The organism is Actinokineospora guangxiensis (assembly GCF_042657845.1).
Taxonomy (GTDB): domain Bacteria; phylum Actinomycetota; class Actinomycetes; order Mycobacteriales; family Pseudonocardiaceae; genus Actinokineospora; species Actinokineospora guangxiensis.
In genome coordinates this window covers 253,200-270,876 of sequence record NZ_JBHSKF010000007.1, presented here as the reverse complement: position 1 = coordinate 270,876, position 17,677 = coordinate 253,200, and the positions used below count along the sequence as shown (strand labels likewise).

The 17,677-nt window shown below is 73.6% G+C and carries 17 protein-coding genes; 7 read left to right on the top strand and 10 right to left on the bottom strand.

What is annotated here, in order from left to right:
- The 4 genes from ACFPM7_RS17195 (at nt 1) to ACFPM7_RS17180 (ending at nt 4,503) form a co-directional block, all read left to right on the top strand.
- Entirely contained in the window at nt 1-1,944 is a 1,944-nt protein-coding gene (locus ACFPM7_RS17195; RefSeq protein WP_378248679.1) for an acetyl/propionyl/methylcrotonyl-CoA carboxylase subunit alpha, read from the top strand.
- The gene (locus ACFPM7_RS17190; RefSeq protein WP_378248636.1) at nt 1,941-3,113 is read left to right on the top strand and encodes an acyl-CoA dehydrogenase family protein; all 1,173 of its coding nucleotides are present in this window, start codon (nt 1,941-1,943) and stop codon (nt 3,111-3,113) included. The genes ACFPM7_RS17195 and ACFPM7_RS17190 overlap by 4 nt, the downstream gene beginning before the upstream one ends.
- 8 nt (nt 3,114-3,121) lie before the next feature.
- Nucleotides 3,122-3,718, top strand: coding sequence for a TetR/AcrR family transcriptional regulator (locus tag ACFPM7_RS17185; RefSeq protein WP_378248635.1), 597 nt, complete (start codon nt 3,122-3,124; stop codon nt 3,716-3,718).
- A 74-nt stretch (nt 3,719-3,792) separates the two neighbouring features.
- Nucleotides 3,793-4,503: a hypothetical protein gene (locus tag ACFPM7_RS17180; protein ID WP_378248634.1), complete on the top strand. Its 711-nt coding sequence runs from the start codon at nt 3,793-3,795 to the stop codon at nt 4,501-4,503.
- Here ACFPM7_RS17180 and ACFPM7_RS17175 read toward each other — a convergent pair.
- The 10 genes from ACFPM7_RS17175 to ACFPM7_RS17130 form a co-directional block, all read right to left on the bottom strand.
- A complete protein-coding gene (locus tag ACFPM7_RS17175) occupies nt 4,500-5,057 on the bottom strand; it encodes a TIGR03086 family metal-binding protein (RefSeq protein WP_378248633.1) in 558 nt (185 codons plus the stop codon). The genes ACFPM7_RS17180 and ACFPM7_RS17175 overlap by 4 nt on opposite strands.
- Before the next feature lie 47 nt (nt 5,058-5,104).
- On the bottom strand, nt 5,105-6,124 hold the full coding sequence (locus tag ACFPM7_RS17170; protein WP_378248632.1) for a nucleotide disphospho-sugar-binding domain-containing protein: 1,020 nt from the start codon (nt 6,122-6,124) through the stop codon (nt 5,105-5,107).
- Nucleotides 6,124-7,329, bottom strand: coding sequence for an MFS transporter (locus ACFPM7_RS17165; RefSeq protein ID WP_378248631.1), 1,206 nt, complete (start codon nt 7,327-7,329; stop codon nt 6,124-6,126). Before ACFPM7_RS17165 ends, ACFPM7_RS17170 begins: the two co-directional genes overlap by 1 nt.
- Complete coding sequence (locus ACFPM7_RS17160; protein WP_378248630.1) at nt 7,326-8,546, bottom strand: cytochrome P450; 1,221 nt, start codon at nt 8,544-8,546, stop codon at nt 7,326-7,328. Before ACFPM7_RS17160 ends, ACFPM7_RS17165 begins: the two co-directional genes overlap by 4 nt.
- Nucleotides 8,547-8,620: 74 nt before the next feature.
- The gene (locus ACFPM7_RS17155; protein WP_378248678.1) at nt 8,621-8,704 is read right to left on the bottom strand and encodes a cittilin family RiPP precursor; all 84 of its coding nucleotides are present in this window, start codon (nt 8,702-8,704) and stop codon (nt 8,621-8,623) included.
- Nucleotides 8,705-8,760: 56 nt separating this feature from the next.
- Nucleotides 8,761-9,336: a hypothetical protein gene (locus ACFPM7_RS17150; protein WP_378248629.1), complete on the bottom strand. Its 576-nt coding sequence runs from the start codon at nt 9,334-9,336 to the stop codon at nt 8,761-8,763.
- A 28-nt stretch (nt 9,337-9,364) separates the two neighbouring features.
- Nucleotides 9,365-10,510, bottom strand: coding sequence for an NAD(P)/FAD-dependent oxidoreductase (locus ACFPM7_RS17145; protein ID WP_378248628.1), 1,146 nt, complete (start codon nt 10,508-10,510; stop codon nt 9,365-9,367).
- A 127-nt stretch (nt 10,511-10,637) separates the two neighbouring features.
- Complete coding sequence (locus ACFPM7_RS17140) at nt 10,638-11,324, bottom strand: TetR/AcrR family transcriptional regulator (RefSeq protein WP_378248627.1); 687 nt, start codon at nt 11,322-11,324, stop codon at nt 10,638-10,640.
- Nucleotides 11,325-11,346: 22 nt separating this feature from the next.
- Nucleotides 11,347-11,748 (bottom strand): hypothetical protein, encoded by a 402-nt coding sequence (locus ACFPM7_RS17135; protein ID WP_378248626.1) that lies wholly within the window; start codon nt 11,746-11,748, stop codon nt 11,347-11,349.
- 110 nt (nt 11,749-11,858) lie between these two features.
- Nucleotides 11,859-13,040 carry a TetR/AcrR family transcriptional regulator gene (locus ACFPM7_RS17130; protein WP_378248625.1) on the bottom strand — a complete coding sequence of 394 codons (1,182 nt, stop codon included), beginning with the start codon at nt 13,038-13,040 and terminating at the stop codon, nt 11,859-11,861.
- Between the two features lie 124 nt (nt 13,041-13,164).
- Here ACFPM7_RS17130 and ACFPM7_RS17125 point away from each other — a divergent pair, with 124 nt between their 5' ends.
- The 3 genes from ACFPM7_RS17125 to ACFPM7_RS17115 all read left to right on the top strand — a co-directional run bounded on the left by ACFPM7_RS17125 (nt 13,165) and on the right by ACFPM7_RS17115 (nt 17,618).
- Nucleotides 13,165-14,379 carry an acetyl-CoA C-acetyltransferase gene (locus ACFPM7_RS17125; protein ID WP_378248624.1) on the top strand — a complete coding sequence of 405 codons (1,215 nt, stop codon included), beginning with the start codon at nt 13,165-13,167 and terminating at the stop codon, nt 14,377-14,379.
- A gap of 11 nt (nt 14,380-14,390) precedes the next feature.
- Complete coding sequence (locus ACFPM7_RS17120) at nt 14,391-16,556, top strand: 3-hydroxyacyl-CoA dehydrogenase NAD-binding domain-containing protein (RefSeq protein ID WP_378248623.1); 2,166 nt, start codon at nt 14,391-14,393, stop codon at nt 16,554-16,556.
- Nucleotides 16,557-16,697: 141 nt separating this feature from the next.
- Nucleotides 16,698-17,618 carry a DUF4082 domain-containing protein gene (locus ACFPM7_RS17115; RefSeq protein ID WP_378248622.1) on the top strand — a complete coding sequence of 307 codons (921 nt, stop codon included), beginning with the start codon at nt 16,698-16,700 and terminating at the stop codon, nt 17,616-17,618.
- Nucleotides 17,619-17,677: the final 59 nt, after the last annotated feature.

Here is a 17,677-nt window from a genome sequence, read left to right as displayed (position 1 = left end):
ATGATCACGTCCGTGCTGGTCGCCAACCGCGGTGAGATCGCCCGCCGCGTCTTCCGCACCGCCCGCGACCTCGGCCTGGGCACCGTCGCGGTGTTCTCCGACCCGGACGCCGACGCCCCGCACGCCACCGAGGCCGACACCGCGGTGCGGCTGCCGGGGGCCGCGCCCGCCGAGACCTACCTGCGCGCCGACCTGCTCGTGCGCGCCGCCGTCGACGCCGGGGCCGACGCGGTGCACCCGGGCTACGGGTTCCTCTCGGAGAACGCCGCCTTCGCCCGCGCCGTCGCCGAGGCGGGGCTGACCTGGGTGGGCCCGCCCGCCGAGGCGATCGAGGCGATGGGCTCCAAGGTCGAGTCCAAGCGGATCATGGCCGAGGCGGGTGTGCCGGTGCTCGCCGAGCTGGCCGAGGTCACCGAGGCCGACCTGCCGGTGCTGGTCAAGGCGTCGGCGGGCGGCGGCGGCCGGGGCATGCGGATCGTGCGGACCCTGGACGAGCTGCCCGGCGCGATCGAGGCCGCGCGCTCGGAGGCGGGCTCGGCCTTCGGCGACCCGACCGTGTTCTGCGAGCCCTACGTCGAGCGCGGCAGGCACATCGAGGTGCAGGTGCTGGCCGACGCGCACGGCACGGTGTGGGCGGTCGGCGAGCGGGAGTGCTCGATCCAGCGCAGGCACCAGAAGGTCGTGGAGGAAGCCCCGTCCCCGCTGGTCTCGGCCGAGATGCGGGCCGGGCTGTTCGACGCGGCGGTCACGGCCGCGCGGGCCATCGGCTACACGGGCGCGGGCACGGTGGAGTTCCTGGCCGATGAGGCCGGCCGGTTCTTCTTCCTGGAGATGAACACCCGCCTGCAGGTCGAGCACCCCGTCACCGAGTGCGTCACCGGCCTTGACCTGGTCCGCTGGCAGCTGGCGATCGCCGAGGGCGCGGCGCTGCCCGCCGAGCCGCCGCCGACCCGCGGCCACGCCATCGAGGTCCGGCTCTACGCCGAGGACCCGGCGGCGGACTGGCGGCCGCAGAGCGGCGTGCTGCACGACATCGCCGTCCCCGGGGTGACCGCGCGCTTCGGCGTGGCGGGCGAGTCGGGGCTGCGGCTGGACTCCGGGGTCGAGCCGGGCTCGGTCGCCGGCGTGCACTACGACCCGATGCTGGCGAAGGTCATCGCCTGGGCCCCGGACCGCGCGAGCGCGGCGCGGGCGCTGGCGGGGGCGCTGGCCAGGGCGCGGCTGCACGGCGTGGTGACCAACCGGGACCTGCTCGTCAACGTCCTGCGGCACCCGGCGTTCCTGGCCGGGGAGACCGACACGGCGTTCTTCGAGCGGCACGGGCTCGCGGCGCTGTCGACGCCGCTGGTGGACAAGGACACCGCCGAACTGTGCGCGCTGGCCGCGGCGCTGGCCGACGCCGAGGCCAACCGCGCCGCGGCGAAGGTGCTCGGACGCCTGCCCGGCGGGTGGCGCAATGTGGTGTCGCAGCCGCAGGTCAAGCGGTTCACCTCGGCGCTGGGCGAGCACGAGGTGCGCTACCGGGTCGAGCGCGGGGTGCTGGACGGGCCCGCCGCGCTGGTGTCGGCCTCGCCGGAGCTGGTCGTGCTGGACGTCGGCGGCATCCGGCGGCGGTTCACCGTCGCGCGCCACGCTGGGGTGTCCTATGTGGATACCAACTCGGGATCGGTGGCGCTGACCCGTGTCGGGCGGTTCACCGACCCGGCGGACCAGGTCGCGGCCGGCTCGCTGCTCGCGCCGATGCCCGGCACCGTCGTGCGGGTCGCGGTGGCGCAGGGGGACGAGGTCAGCGCCGGGCAGCCGCTGCTGTGGCTGGAAGCGATGAAGATGGAACACCGGATCGACGCGCCGACCGACGGCGTGGTCACCGAACTGGGCGTGGGCGCGGGCGACCAGGTGGACGTCGGGCGCGTGCTGGCCGTCGTGAGCGAGGAGGAAGCATGACCCACACCGAAGCGGGTTTCACCGAGTCCGAGGAACGCCAGGCGCTGCGCAAGGCGGTCCTGGAACTGGGCCGCAAGTACGGCCACGCCTACACCGTCGAGAAGGCCCGCTCCGGCGGCCACACGACCGAGCTGTGGGACGAGGCCGGTCGGCTGGGCTACCTCGGCGTGAACGTGCCCGAGGAGTACGGCGGCGGGGGTGGCGGCATCGGCGACCTCGCGGCGGTGTGCGAGGAGCTGGGCGCGGCCGGGGCCGGACTGCTGCAGATGGTCGTCTCGCCCGCCATCTGCGCCACGATCATCGCCCGCTTCGGCACCGACGAGCAGAAGTCGCGCTACCTGCCCCGCTTCGCCGACGGCTCGCTGCGCATGGCCTTCGCCATCACCGAGCCCGACGCGGGCTCCAACTCCCACAAGATCACCACGACGGCCCGGCGCACCGACGGCGGCTGGGTCCTCAGCGGTGGCAAGGTCTACATCTCCTGCGTGGACGAGTCGGAGTCGGTGCTGGTCGTCGGGCGCACCGAGGACGCCAAGACGGGCAAGCTCAAGCCCGCGCTGTTCGTCGTCCCGACCGACGCGCCGGGCTTCACCGCCCAGCACATCCCGATGGACATCATCAGTCCCGACCGCCAGTTCACCCTGTTCTTCGACGACGTCGCGCTGCCCGCCGACGCGCTGATCGGGTCCGAGGACGCCGCGCTCATGCAGCTGTTCGCCGGCCTCAACCCCGAGCGCATCATGGCCGCCTCGTTCGCCGTCGGCATGGGCCGCTTCGCGCTGGAGAAGGCCGTCGACTACGCCAACACCCGCACGGTGTGGAAGGAGCCCATCGGGGCCCACCAGGCCGTCTCGCACCCGCTGGCGATCGCCAAGATCGAGCTGGAACTGGCCAAGCTGATGACCCAGAAGGCCGCCGCGCTCTACGACGCAGGCGACGACATGGCCGCGGGCGAGGCGGCGAACATGGCCAAGTACGCCGCGGGCGAGGCCGTGGTGAAGGCCGTCGACGCCGCCGTGCAGACCCACGGCGGCAACGGCCTGGCCAGCGAGTACGGTCTCGGTGCGCTCGTCGCGGCGTCCCGGCTGACCAGGATCGCCCCGGTGAGCCGGGAGATGGTGCTCAACTTCGTGGCGCAGTTCTCGCTCGGGCTGCCGAAGTCCTACTAGGGGGAGACGTGGCTGAGCCGCAGCAGGACCGCAGCCGGGCCACCCGGCGGCGGCTGCTGGACGCGGCTGTCGGCTGCCTGGCCGAACTCGGCTGGACGGGCAGCACGGTGTCGGTGGTGGCCGAGCGGGCGGGCGTCTCCCGGGGCGCCGCCCAGCACCACTTCCCGACCAGGGAGGACCTCGTCACCGCCGCCATCGAGCACGTCACCGACGAGCGCCTGGCCCAGCTCCGCGCCGACCTGCCCGCGCTGCCGCCGGGCTACGACCGCACCGAGCACGTCGTGCTGACCATCGGCGAGATGTACGCGGGCAAGCTCTTCCGTGCGGCCTTGCAGCTCTGGGTCGCCGCCGCCTCCGACGACACCCTCCGCGCCAAGGTCGTCCCACTGGAGGCCCACGTCGGCCGGGAAGCCCACCGCCTCACCGTCGAGGCCCTCGACGCCGACGAGTCCCACCCCGGCGTCCGCGAGTCCGTCCAGGCCACCCTCGACCTGGCCCGCGGCCTCGGCCTGGCCAACGTCCTCACCGACGACACCAAGCGCCGCGACCGGGTGCTGCGCGAGTGGGCCCGCAGCCTGCACCGCTCGGTGCACGAGGCGGGCTGATCAGGCACTTCGACCCGTAACCGGCGGGGCGGTCCGCGCGACGTACCGGGGTACGACGGGTGAATCGAGACGCCATGGACAGCAGCCGAGTGGTCAACAGGTCCGAGAGCGGGGCGGTCTGGGCTGTCCGCGACGCCGGGGGAGCGGTGCTGGCCGAGCACCGGCTCAAGGCCGACGCTATCGAGGACGCCATCCGGCAGCTGCGGCCCGCGGGCGGCGAGCTGCGGGTGTACACCGCCGCGGGCGTGCTCCAGAACACGCGGGCGATCGCGGCCGATGCCCCGCTTCCGCGGGTGGCGCGACCAGTCGCCGAGACGTGGTCGGAGAGGACGGAGCGCGAAGGCGGGACATGGGACACCGGGCTGGACGTCGCCCTTCCGGTGCTGGCCGGGTTGGGCGGCGCGGCGCTCTCGCCCGAAGTCGCGGGCGCGGACGGCTGGATCGGGGTCTTCTTCGCGACACTGGCGTTCTCACTCGGGTGCGCGCTCGCGACCTGGGCGCTGGCCGCGACCAAGGTCTCCGGCTGGCCCGCCCTCTTCACCGTCGTCTTCGCGTTCGTGGCGTCGGTGTCCTTCGCCGCGATGGTGGGTGCGGGGGTGCTGGAGATCGCGAGCATCCAGAGCGCGATGCCGGACATGGGCGGCCCGCCCTGGCTGCGGTTCCTCATGGCGGTCGTGGTGACGGCTTTCACGACGTTCGGCCTGGTGGGAACGGTGCTCGGCGGGGCCGTCGGCGTCTGGGTGGGGGTGCGGGCAGCGCGCTCGCACGCCCGACCGGCGGCCTAGGCGGGGTCGCGGCCGGTGGCGGCGATCAGGCGGTCCTGGTCGGAGGCGTCGTCGGGAACGGCGACCGGGTGGTCGAGGATCGCGCCGTACCAGACGGGGAAGTACTTGCCGAGTTCGTCGTGGACGGTCATCACCAGGTCGGGGTCCAGGTGCTCGTCGAGGCCCGCGCCCCTGGCGAGGTCCCAGGAGTGGATGGTGAGGTCGAAGGTCATCTGCCAGGCGTACTCGTCGGCGTTGATCGGGCCGCCGGAGGTGTGGACCTGGCCGCTGAGGGTGCGGTTCTCGTGGAAGGCCGCGCGGGAGGCGGTCATGGCGTGGGTCCAGGCGGCGACCGGGTCGTCGCCGAGGACATCGCCGTCGAAGCGGTCGCCGACTTCGGGGAGGGTGGCGCCGCGCAGCAGGTAGGGGGCCCACAGGTGTTCGGCGGTCACGTGGTTGACCAGGGCGCGGACGTCCCACTCGGCGCAGGGTGTGGGGGCCGCCCAGTCCTGGACCAGGCGGACGCGGCTGTCGAACTCGGTCAGGCCTGCTTCCAGGGCGGGCATCAGCTCCATGCGATCAGCCAAACACCCCGGGGCCGGTCCTGCCACACCGCGACCCGTCAGCCGAAGAGGCGGGCCGCGGTCGCGGCGGGCGAGGGCAGGGCGGCCACCTCGTCGCGGACCCGGCGCGCCGCCGCGCGCGCCGCGGGCGTGAGCAGGTGCGCGAGAGCCCGGCGGGCGGAGGCCGCGGTGACCTCGTCGGGGGCCAGCGCGACCCCGGTGCCCGCGACCAGCGCCGCGTTGTCGGGCTGGTCGGTCATGTGCGGCATCACCAGCTGCGGAACACCGGCCGCCAGCGCGCTGAACGTGGTGCCGGAGCCGCCGTGGTGGGCCAGGACGCGGCAGCGGGCCAGCACACCCGACAGCGGTGTCCACGCCGCGCCCGGGTCCAGGCCGAGCACCACGGTCCGCAGACCGAGGGACTCGGCCGCGGCCAGGACCGGTCGCACCACCTCGGTGCGGCCCAGCCGGGGCAGGATCGTGCCGAGCGTGAGGCAGAGGTCGATGTCGGAGCCGCCCGCGGCGGGTTCCCCGTCGTAAGGCTCGTAGCGCATCGGCACACCCGTCGGCAGGTGGGCGGGGCGCAGCGACGGCGGGCACAGGTCGATCAGCGCGTCGGGCTCGGCGAGACCGCCGGTCACACCGTGCGCGGCGCTCAACTCCGCGATCTCCCGTTCGGCGGCGGCCAGCCGCGCGCGGGGCATCACCAGGCCGAAGGAGTGCTCCACCAGCGCCGCGCCCACCGCGCGGGCGGCCAGCGCGCCCGCGAACTCCGGTGGGGTGCGCAGCACCGCGTCGGGCCGCCAGCGCCGGGCCAGGGCGATGACCTCGGGAGCGGTGCGCTCGGCGAGCGCGACCATCCGCGCCCAGCCGGAGCGGCCCGGTCCGCCCGGGACCGACATCAGGTCGATCCCGCCGCCCACCGGGTGCACGGCGAAGCCCGCCGCCGCGGCCCGCGGCGCGAAGCCGCCTCCCACGGCCACCAGCACGTCGTGGCCCGCCGCCTGTGCCGCGCTGGCCAGTGGCACCAGCGGGTGGAAGTGGCTCGCCGCCGGGCAGGCGGTCACCAGCAGCCGCATCAGCGCACCGCCGCCGCGCGCCCGCCCACCGTGCCCAGCACCAGCAGGACCGGTACGCCCGCCGCCGCGACCACCAGGTGCGCGGGCAGCACCTCGGCCAGCGCCCCTGCCGCGGCGATGGCCAGGCCCTGCGCGGCGATCGGCAGCGTGGTCGCCATCGCGAGCACCCGCCCGCGCAGCTCGGGCGCGACGGCGGCCAGCAGCAGCCGGTCGACGCCGATCGCGCAGCCCAGCCCGGCGCCGGAGGCGACGAGCAGCAGTGCCGCCACCACCACGCCGGGGCGGGCCAGGAACCCGAGCAGCGGCAGCGCCACCAGCAGCAGCATCGGCGTGACCAGCCGGGCCGAGTCGCCCGGCCACCGGCCGACGGCGAGTTCGCCGAGCACGGCCCCGACCAGCGTGCCGGTCAGCAGCAGACCGAGGCCCGCCGTCCCGATCCCGTTCTCGGCCGCGTACACGACCGCGACCGCCTCGGGCACGACGGCGCACGCGGGCGGCAGCCACAGCAGGGCCAGCAGAGCGCGCAGGCGGCGGTCGCGCAGGCTCTCGCGCACGCCCGACCACGACCGCCGCAGCACCCCGACCGCGCGTCCCACCGCGGGCGGTCGGTCGGCCGTGCGCCGCAGCAGCAGGGCCGCCACGGCGAACGCGGCGGCGTCGACCAGCAGCGCCGTCGCCGGGGAGAACACCGCCAGCACCGCGCCGCCCAGCAGGTAACCGAGGATCTGCAGGGCGTTGGCGACCACCCGCAGCAGGCCGCGGCCGAGTGGGAACACCTCGGCGGAGAGCACCTCGGGCAGCACCGCGGCCCGCACGCCGACGAACACCGACCCGGCCGCGCCCAGCACGAACACCAGCAGCAGCGCCCCGGCCGCGGGAAGCCCGGGGACGGCCAGCGCCGCCACCACCACGCCGCTGACCAGTTGGCAGCCGACGAGCACCCGGCGCGGTGGGAAGCGGTCGGCGACCGCGGAGACCAGCGTCGCGGTGAGCAGGCTGGGCAGCAGGCCCACCGCGAAGACCAACGCCGTCAGCAGCGGCGAACCCGTCCCGGTGTAGACCAAGACCCCCAGCGCCACCTGCGCGACCGCGCCGCCGAGCAGCGAGATCCCGTGCGCGGCCAGGATCGCCCGGAACTCCGGCACCCGCAGCGGCGCGGCCCAGCGGCCCCGCTCGTGCGCCCCCGCTCGTCCGGTCTCGCTCATCCGGTTCGGGTGCCCGCCCGGGCGCTGACCAGGAGCCGCAGGCCCGCGGGCTGCAGGGACAGCGCGGGGCGCGGGCGGACCGGCCCGGCGGAGCGCACGTGGAACCGGCGGCCCAGCTCGGCGACGACGGCCGTGGCCTCGGCGACGGCGATGGCGCCGCCGATGCAGGCGCGGGGCCCGAGGCCGAAGGGAAAGTACGACCCGCGCGGGCGCGTCGCCGGGCCGAGCCAGCGGTCCGGGCGGAAGCCGTCCGCGTCGGGGAACCAGCGCGGATCGCGGTGGGTGACCCACTGGCTCACCGTCACCGTGGTGCCCGCTGGGACGTGGTAGCCGCCGAACTCGACGTCGCGCAGCGCTTCGCGGCTGGTCAGCCAGGCGGGCGGGTGCAGGCGCATCGCCTCGCGCACGACGGCGTCGGTGAACGCCCCGCCCGCGTCCTCGGCCACCCGCTCGGCGTGCTCGGGGTGGGTGGCCAGGTGGTGCAGGGTCCACAGCACCGCGTTCTTGGTCGTCTCGAAGCCGGAGAGGACCAGCGTCGCCAGCTCGTCGCGCAGTTCCGCGGCGCCCGCGCCGCCGAGCGCGCTCAGCACCGGCGACGAGCCCGCGCCGATCCGGGCGACGACGCCGTCCATCCCGCGCAGCGCCCTGCGCATCCGCAGGGCGCGCGGGGTGGGCAGCCACTCGGGCAGCGCGTACGGGGAGACCGACAGGTCCATGATCTCGGCGACCAGCCTGCCGACGGCGGCCACGTCGACGTCGGTGAGGGCGGTGCCGAACAGCAGGCGGGTCACCGAGCGCAGGGTCACCCGCGCCACCGCGGGTGCCGGGTCGACCGCGGTGCCCGGCGGCCAGTCCACCGCGGCGGCCTCGGCGCGCGCCAGCGCCGCGGCGGCGGTCACCAGGTCGCGGGTGAACGCCGGGCCGAGCCGGTCGCGCTTGCCCCGCCACACCGCGCCGTCGCTGTTCATCATCGCCTCGGGGAAGCCCTGCCTTCGGCCGCGGGTCAGCCCGCCGGTCTTGGCGAAGTCGCCCGTCCGGTCCACCAGCATCTGCTCGATGTCCTCGGGCGCGCACAGCAGCACGTTGCGCGAGGCGATCGACACGACGTCGCCGTGCTCGCGCGCGCACGCGGTGAGAAAGCCCAGCGGGTCGGCGGTGAAGGCGGCCAGGGTGCCGGTGGTGCGGTCGCCCACGGGGCCGGGGGGCGGACCGGGCATGGTGGCCTCCCAGGCGGAGAAGGGGTGGGGCCGCCCCGGACAGGCGGCCCCACACGCCGATCATTAGTGGCCGATCAGTAGTAGACGTACGGAGCCGTGAGCCGGTCCTTGCGGGCGATGCCCACGAAGACCGCCACCGACAGCAGCGCCTTGCGCATCCGTTCCACCTCCTCCCCTCGTCCCGGACCGCGACTGACGGCCCGGTTTCGGTCGGTCAGTCGCGGCCTGTGTTGGCCCGCCAGTGCCAGCGCGCGCCGGGGTCGGTCCCCTCGCGGGTGAAGAAGAACGCGAAGGTGGCCAGCTCGCGCCCCGGGTCGCGGCGCACGGCGGCGTCGAGCACCAGCCAGGTCAGGCACACCGGGCGCGGGGCGGTGAACGCCCCGGTCGGCGTGAACAGCACCGACAGCGCGGCGGCGTCGAGCCAGCCGGGCAGGAACAGCTCCCTGGTCTCGTTGACATACAGCGGGCACAGCAGCGACGGGACGCCGACGAGGCGGATCGGCGCCCGGTCGGCCACCATCGACGCGCCGTGCGGGTGCACGGCGCAGTCCGCGGTGAGCTGGTCGACGACGGCCTTGGGGAACCCGCTGTCCACACCGGACCCGGATGGCTCCTCGGCGGGCAGCAGGCCCCGGTGCCGCAGCTGGTAGTCGGCCACCAGCCTGCGCGGCGGGCTGAGGTGCCGGTCGGTGGTCCACCGCCACACCGAGGGGAACGCCGCCGTCTGCCAGGCCAGCGCGTCGGCGACTCCGGACAGCGATTCCTCCGCGACCTCGAACAGGGTCTCCACCGGCGACTCCTTCGGCAGCGTGCGGGGTTCAGTAGCGGGCGGCCAGGCGGTACTGCTTGCCGAACGACCGGTCAGGGCGGTAGGGGTCCAGGTCCAGCGCGGGCGCCGCGCCGGTGACCAGGTCGCACACCAGCCGACCGGTCACCGGGCCCATCAGCACGCCGTTGCGGTAGTGGCCGGTGGCGAGCACGATCCGCCCGCCGTCGACCGCGCCGATGACCGGCATCTCGTCGGGGGTGGTCGGCCGGAACCCCGACCACATGTCCGTGATCGACATCGTGCTGAGCGCGGGCACCAGCGACGACACCCGGGAGAGCACGGCGGCCACGACGGCGGGGGTGTTCGCCACGGTGGCCGATGTCCCCTCCTCACTGGTGCCCACCACGTACGTGCCCGGGTAGCGCTCCACGACGCTGCCGCACGCGCCGGTGGCGATGTACAGCACGGTGCGCACAGCGCCGGGCGCACCGCGCAGCTCCACGATCTGCCCCCGGATCGGCGCCACGGGCACGTCGACGCCCAGCAGGCCCGCCACTTCCTGCGTCCACGCCCCGGCGGCCAGCACGAGGCGCTCGGCGGCCAGTTCGCGCCCGCCCGCCGTGCGCACGGTGAAGCGGTCGCCGTGGTCGGTGATGTCGGCGACCCCGTCGGGCACGAGGACGTCGGCCAGCCGCGCGCGCAGCTCGCCGAGCACGGCGCGCGGGTCGACGACGGCGTCGCCGCGGATGCGCAGCGAGCCCCGGACGGGGTCGAGGTTGAGGCCGGGCTCGTGGCGCAGGGTTTCGCGCAGGTCGAGGTGGGTGACGTCCAGCCCGGCCGCGCTCAGCGCGGCGTGGTGGCGCTCCATCTGCTCGTCGCGCTCGCGTGAGTCGAGGTACAGGAAGTCGGTGGTGCGGTAGCCCACCCGGTAGCCGTCGGCGTCATCGCCGCCGGTCAGGGCGGCGAGGAACTCCGGGTAGTAGTCGCGCCCGGCGACCAGCAGCTCCAGGAAGTGCCGCGGCAGCCAGCCGTTCCACTCGCAGCCCGGGGTGAGCATGCCCGCCGCCGCGGTGCTCGCCGTGCCGGGGTGCTGGGGCGCCAGGACGGTGACCCGCCTGCCCGCGCGGGCCAGGTGCCACGCCGAGGCCAGCCCGACGAGGCCGCCGCCGACGACAAGGGTTTCGGTCGATTCCACGCCCCGCTCCCGTCGGTGCTGGGTTCGGACACCTCACCCTTGCTGTTGCCAAGTAACGAACGCTACCCCCGAATGGGCGACATTTTCACCATGGTGCACTGGTGTCCTCAGTGGGCGGTCGGACGCGTCACAGGCCGATGGTCTCGGCCAAGCCCGCCACGTGCACGCGCAGGAAGCCCTCTCGGTCGGTGAGCGAGCCCTCGCCGTACTGGCCGAAGTTGTCGAACAGGATCGCGCCGAAGACCGCTGACCACAGGCCGTAGACGCGGGCGACGTTCTCGGCGGGCATGTCCAGCTCGTACTCCCGGCGCAGCCGCTCCATGTCCGCGCGCACGGCTCTGGGCAGCGTGGTGACGACCTTCCTGAGCTTGCCCGCCTGCCAGGCGTCCTCGGCGAGGGTGCCCAGCGCGAGGACGACCCGCGTCCCGGGCCCCGAGGTCAGGTCGCCGGGTGCGGAGTAGCCGGGGACGGGGGTGCCGTAGAGCAGCGCGAACCGCGACGGCTCGCGGATCGCCCAGGACCGCGCGGCCAGCACCGCGGCCTCCAGGCGGGCCCGGTAGGCCTTGCGGGCGGCCGCGGCGATCGCGGCGTCGACCTCGTCGGCGAGCTCGTCGTAGGCGTCGACGATCAGCAGTGTGATGAGCGCCTCACGGTCGCGCACGTAGCGGTAGAGCGCCGAGGGCACCACGCCGAGATCGCGCGCTACGGCTCGCAGCGACAGCTCGGCCGGGAGCACCTCGTTGAGGTGTTCGCGGCCGACACGCACGATGTCGCGCATCATCTGCTCGCGCGCGGATTGCCGTGGGGTGACCATTGCGCAACCCTACATCTGGCGCTCAGGCCGCCGCGTGTGCGCGTACAATCTGCCACGAACGCCACCCTCGGCAGAGGATGTAGGCGAGGATTGTGGACAGCGCGACCCACGAGTCGGCGACGGCCGCGACCAGGCCTTCCTGGGTGTGCAAGAGGGTCAGCGCGAGCACCGTGGCGGCGACCTTGTGGAAGATCACCAGTTCCCAGATGGCCGGGGAGCGGCGCGGGTGGTGGGCGAGCATCGCCCACATCGCGCTGAAGACCAGGAAGCCGAAGGTTCGCCAGCCCTCGACCATCAGCCGGTCCTCGTCGGCGCCCGCCATCACGGACAGTCCGTTGACGAAGACCGCGAAGGTCAGTGCGGAGTTGACGGCCATCAGGCCGCGGCCCGCCAGGTCCCGGCGCCGGGACGGGTCGGTGTCCATGGGCCACCCTCTCGGAAACAGAGAACACTGTTCTCGAACGGCACCGAGTGTGCCGCATCGGCGGTGGCACGGTCAAGAACAGTGTTCTCGTTTGCGATCGGCGTTCTCGGTCAGCGGTCCAGCAGGCAGACAGCCAGGGCGGTCAGCTCGTCGGCGAGGCCGGGGCGGTCGGTGATGCCGCGGGTGCGGGGCAGGTCGTTGACCACCGTGAGGGCGGCCTGGACGACCACGCGGGCCTCGGCGTCGTTAAGGGCCGGGTTCTGCTCGCGCAGCAGGCGCGCCCACTCGGCGACGTAGGCGCGCTGGAGCCTGCGCAGCTCCTTGGCGTCGCGCTCGGGCAGGTTGCCGATCTCGTTGGCGTACACCGCGATCAGATCGTCCGAGCGCAGAACGGTGTCTACATAGGAACGGGCAAGGCGGTGCAGGGCGTCGCGGGGCGAGGTGGCCGCGGTGGTGCAGTCGGCCAGGCCCAGCGCGAGGCGGTCCGCCATGCGCCTGCCCGCGGCCAGCAGGATGTCGGACTTGCCCGCGAAGTGGCGGTAGATGCTCGGACCCGCGATGCCCGCCGCCGCGCCGATGTCCTCCATGCTCACGGCGTGGAAGCCGTGGTCGCGGAACAGCCGGGTGGCCGCGGACAGCAGCTCCTCGCGCCTGCTCGCCGCCGGGGCCGGGCGCGGGCGGGCCGATCCGCCGGGGGCGGGCACGCCCGCGCAGCGCACCACCGACTCGGCCAGGTCGGCCAGCAGCTCGGCGAAGCGGGCGCGCGCGGGTGCGGCGTGGTGGTCGCCGACGCTGCCGTAGACGCTCAGCGCCGCGAAGCACAGCAGCATCGCGTCGCCGTCGGACAGCTCGGGCCGCAGTGCCCGCAGGCCGGACTGCCAGCCCGCCAGCAGCACGCCGGTCCGCCGGATCAGCTCCTTCTGGTCGGCCTGGTGCAGGTGCCTGCCCTGCCAGCGCCACAGCGCCGTCAGGTCGCGGTGCTCGATGGAGGTCTCGGCCGCCTCCAGCAGCAGCGGCCGCAGCCCCGAGGCCGGGTCGCTGAAGCCCGCCAGCACGCCGTTGAGCCGGGTCGCGAGCCGGTCGACGCCGGTGAGCAGCACGTACCCGAGCACGGCCTGCTTGTTCTGGAAGTGCCGGTACATGCCCGGCCCGGTGATGCCGACCGCGGCGGCGATGTCGTTGACGCCCACCGCGTGGTAGCCGCGCTTGCGGAACAGGTCGGCCGCCGCGGTGGCCAGCTGCGCCTTGCGGTCGCGGGGCCTGCGGGCCGACCGGGTCGTGTCGGCGGTCACCGTCACCTCCGAGTGAGCGTGAGTTACACCGTAGGCGTGGGCCCCCACCGTTGACAACCAGCGGATCTGCGCCAGAATGTTAATCGTCATTAGCGAAGTCCCCGCAGGAGAGGACCGGTCGGGCGTGAGCACCGAAGCCTTCATCTACGAGGCGATCCGCACGCCGCGCGGGCGCGGCAAGAAGAACGGGTCGCTGCACGGCGTCAAGCCGATCAGCCTGGTCACCGGGCTCATCGGCGAACTCAGGGCCCGCCACCCCGAACTCGACCCGGCCACCATCGACGACATCGTCCTCGGCGTGGTCTCCCCGGTCGGCGACCAGGGCGCGGTCATCTCCCGCACCGCCGCCATCGCCGCGGGCCTGCCGGACACGGTCGCCGGCGTGCAGCTCAACCGCTTCTGCGCCTCGGGCCTGGAAGCGGTCAACACCGCCGCGGAGAAGGTGCGCGCGGGCTGGAACCAGCTGGTCATCGCCGGTGGCGTCGAGTCGATGTCGCGGGTGCCGATGGGTTCCGACGGCGGCGCGTGGTTCCTGGACCCGGAGACCAACTACGACTCGCACTTCGTCCCGCAGGGCATCAGCGCCGACCTGATCGCCACCATCGAGGGCTTCTCCCGCGACGACGTCGACGCCTACGCCGTCGAGTCGCAGAACCGCGCCGCCCGCGCCTGGGAGGGCGGCTACTTCACCAAGTCGGTCGTCCCGGTGCGCGACCGCAACGGGGTGAGCCTGCTCGACCACGACGAGCACATGCGCCCCGGCTCCACGACCGAGAGCCTGGGCAAGCTGGCGCCCAGCTTCGCCGGCATCGGCGAGATGGGCGGCTTCGACGCCGTCGCGCTGCAGAAGTACCACCAGGTCGAGCGCATCGAGCACGTGCACACCGCCGCGAACTCCTCGGGCATCGTCGACGGCGCCGCCCTGGTGCTGCTGGGCACCGAGGCCGCGGGCCAGGCCGCCGGGCTGACCCCGCGCGGACGCGTCGTCTCCGCCGCGGTGACCGGCGCCGAGCCGACCATCATGCTCACCGGCCCGACCCCGGCCGCGCAGAAGGCGCTGCGCCTGGCCGGGCTCACCAAGGACGACATCGACCTCTGGGAGCTGAACGAGGCCTTCGCCGCGGTGGTCCTGAAGTTCATGAAGGACCTGGACATCCCGCACGAGAAGATCAACGTCAACGGCGGGGCCATCGCCATGGGCCACCCGCTCGGCGCGACCGGCGCGATGATCCTCGGCACCGTGCTGGACGAGCTGGAGCGCCGCGGCGAGCGCCGCGCGCTCGTGACCCTGTGCATCGGCGGCGGCATGGGCGTCGCGACCATCATCGAGCGAGTCTGAGGCCAGGACAGATGACTGAGAACATGTTCCGCTGGGACGCCGACGCCGACGGCATCGTCACGCTCACGATGGACGACCCCGGCCAGTCCGCGAACACGATGAACGACACCTTCCGCACCTCGCTGACCGCCACGGTCGAGCGCCTGGAGGCCGAGAAGGACTCGATCACCGGCGTGGTGGTCACCTCGGCCAAGAAGACGTTCTTCGCCGGTGGCGACCTCAAGCTGATGAGCAAGGCCACCCGCGCCGACGCCGCGGAGTTCACCGAGCGCGTCAACGCGATGAAGGCCGACTTCCGCAGGCTGGAGCAGCTGGGCAGGCCGGTCGTGGCCGCCATCAACGGCGCCGCGCTCGGCGGCGGCTACGAGATCGCGCTGGCCTGCCACCACCGCGTCGCCCAGGACGTGCGGGGCAGCGAGATCGGCCTGCCCGAGGTCACCCTCGGCCTGCTGCCCGGCGGTGGCGGCGTCGCGCGCACCGTGCGGCTGCTGGGCATCCAGTCCGCGCTGCTCAACGTCCTGCTCCAGGGCCAGCGGCACAAGCCCGCCAAGGCCAGGGAACTGGGCCTGGTGGACGAGCTGGTCGACACCCCCGATGAGCTGATCGCCGCCGCGAAGGCGTGGATCAAGGCCAACCCCGAGGCCGTGCAGCCCTGGGACGTCAAGGGCTTCAAGATCCCCGGCGGCACCCCGTCGAACCCGAAGTTCGCCGCGAACCTGCCCGCCTTCCCGGCGAACCTGCGCAAGCAGCTCAAGGGCGCGCCGATGCCCGCCCCGCGCAACATCCTCGCCGCCGCGATCGAGGGCGCGCAGGTCGACCTGGAGACCGCGACCAGGATCGAGACCCAGTACTTCGTGGACCTGGTCACCGGCCAGGTCTCGAAGAACATGACCAAGGCGTTCTTCTTCGACCTGCAGGCCATCAACAAGGGCCTGTCCCGCCCCGACGGCATCCCCCAGCACCAGGCCAAGCGGGTCGCGGTGCTCGGCGCCGGGATGATGGGCGCGGGCATCGCCTACGTCAGCGCCCGCAACGGCATCGAGGTCGTGCTCAAGGACGTGACGCTGGAGGCGGCCGAGAAGGGCAAGGCGTACTCGGCGAAGATCCTGGACAAGGCCGTCGGCCGCGGCAAGATCACCCGGGAGAAGGCCGACGAGGTCCTGGCCCGCATCACCCCGACCGGCAAGGCGGAGGACGTCGCGGGCGTCGACCTGGTGGTCGAGGCCGTGTTCGAGTCCCCGGAGCTGAAGAAGAAGGTCTTCGGCGAGGTCGAGTCGCTCGTCGCCCCGGACGCGCTGCTGGGCTCCAACACCTCCACGCTGCCCATCACCGGCCTGGCCGAGGGCGTGCAGCGCCGCGAGGACTTCATCGGCCTGCACTTCTTCTCCCCGGTCGACAAGATGCCGCTGCTGGAGATCGTCGTCGGCGAGCAGACCTCGCAGGTCGCGCTGGCCAAGGCCTTCGACTACGCGCTGCAGATCAAGAAGACCCCGATCGTCGTCAACGACAGCCGCGGCTTCTTCACCAGCCGGGTCATCGGCACCTTCATCAACGAGGCCGTCGCGCTGCTGGCCGAGGGCGTGCCCGCGCCGTCGGTGGAGCAGGCGGGCTCGCAGGCCGGGTACCCCGCGCCGCCGCTGCAGCTGCTGGACGAGCTGACCCTGACCCTGCCGCGCAAGATCCGGCAGGAGACCAGGGCCGCGGTCGAGGCGCAGGGCATCGACTGGCCGGAGCACCCGGCCGAGGCCGTCATCGACCGGATGATCGATGAGTTCGACCGCAAGGGCCGCTCCTCGGGCGCGGGCTTCTACGAGTACGACGACGAGGGCAAGCGCACCGGGCTCTGGCCGGGGCTGACCGACGCGTTCCCGGTGGGCACGGCCGACATCCCCTTCCAGGACATGGTCGAGCGGATGCTGTTCGCCGAGGCGCTGGAAACCGTCAAGTGCTTCGACGAGGGCGTGCTGACCTCGGTGCCGGACGCCAACATCGGCTCGATCTTCGGCATCGGCTTCCCGCCCTGGACCGGCGGCGTCATCCAGTACATCGAGGGCTACGAGGGCGGCCTCGCCGGTTTCGTCGCCAGGACACGGGAGCTGGCCGAGCGCTACGGCGACCGGTTCCTGCCGCCGTCGTCCTTGGTGGAGAAGGCCGAGCAGGGCGGCTCATTCGGCTGATCGGGTCGACGCTGGGCGCGTGCTCGCGCGCCCAGCGTAACCTCACCGCCACTCACCGTCGTAACACTCCGAACTTCCCAGCCGACTCCGATGTGGGCGCACAGCGCCATGGAGCACCGGTCGGTTCCCGGAGGAGTGGCGATGCGAAAGTGGTTGGTACCGCTGGCGGCGATGGCGCTGCTACCGCTCATGGCGCCCCCAGCGGCGGCGCAGAGCGCGGTGGGCGCCTGGAGCGACCTCCCGTCCGGCACCGAGGTGGTCGCCGGGCAGCCGGTGACGATCACCGGGCACTCCCGGGGCACCGCCACCTCCGGGGTGAAGTTCACCGAGCTGTCCCTGCACCACCCCACCAGCTTCGTGGTCGTGGCGGGCGCGGGCGAGACGGACTGGAGTCACACCTTCACCCCCGGCGCCGCGGACGTCGGCCCGATGGTCATCCGCTACCGCGTCAACCTCGATGACGGCGGGCAGGCCGCGGACGTCCTGCTGCACCTGAAGGTGACGACGGGGCAGACCCCGCCCGTGGCCTGCCCGTGCGCGCTCGCGGCGCACGACGGCGAGGAGCCGCCCGCCTACTGGGAGACCGTCGACCGCGAACTGGGCCTGCGGTTCTTCACCGACCGGCCCGGCTACGTCTCCGCCGTGCGGGTGAGCGCCGGAGCCGGTGTGCACCCCGGCATGCAGGCCAGGCTGTGGGAGCCCATCCCGGTGCGCCCGTACCTGACCCCCGAGGCGTTCCTGCTCGCCAGGAGCACGCAGGCCTCCGAGGACCCGGCCACCGGCGTCGTGACCTTCACCCTCCCCGCCCCGGTGCTGATCGACTCCTACACCGAGTACACCGTCTCCTACACGGTTCCGGCGGGCGCGTTGTACCGGGCGAAGGCAGGTGTCTGGACCGAGCAGGAGGAGAACCCGGCCGCGCCGGTCATGCCCCAGTTCCACTTCTCCTACGACCCGCACGGGGGCACCCCGGGCGTCTTCGGCGCCGGGGGCCAGTTCCCCCACCAGGTTTACGACGCCAGCCACTACTGGGTCACCCCGGTCTTCACCCCCAGCGCCTGAGACCCGGCCGTTCTCCGGTTCTTGTGGCACGAGGGGCGCGTGTGGGTGTTGACTGTGCC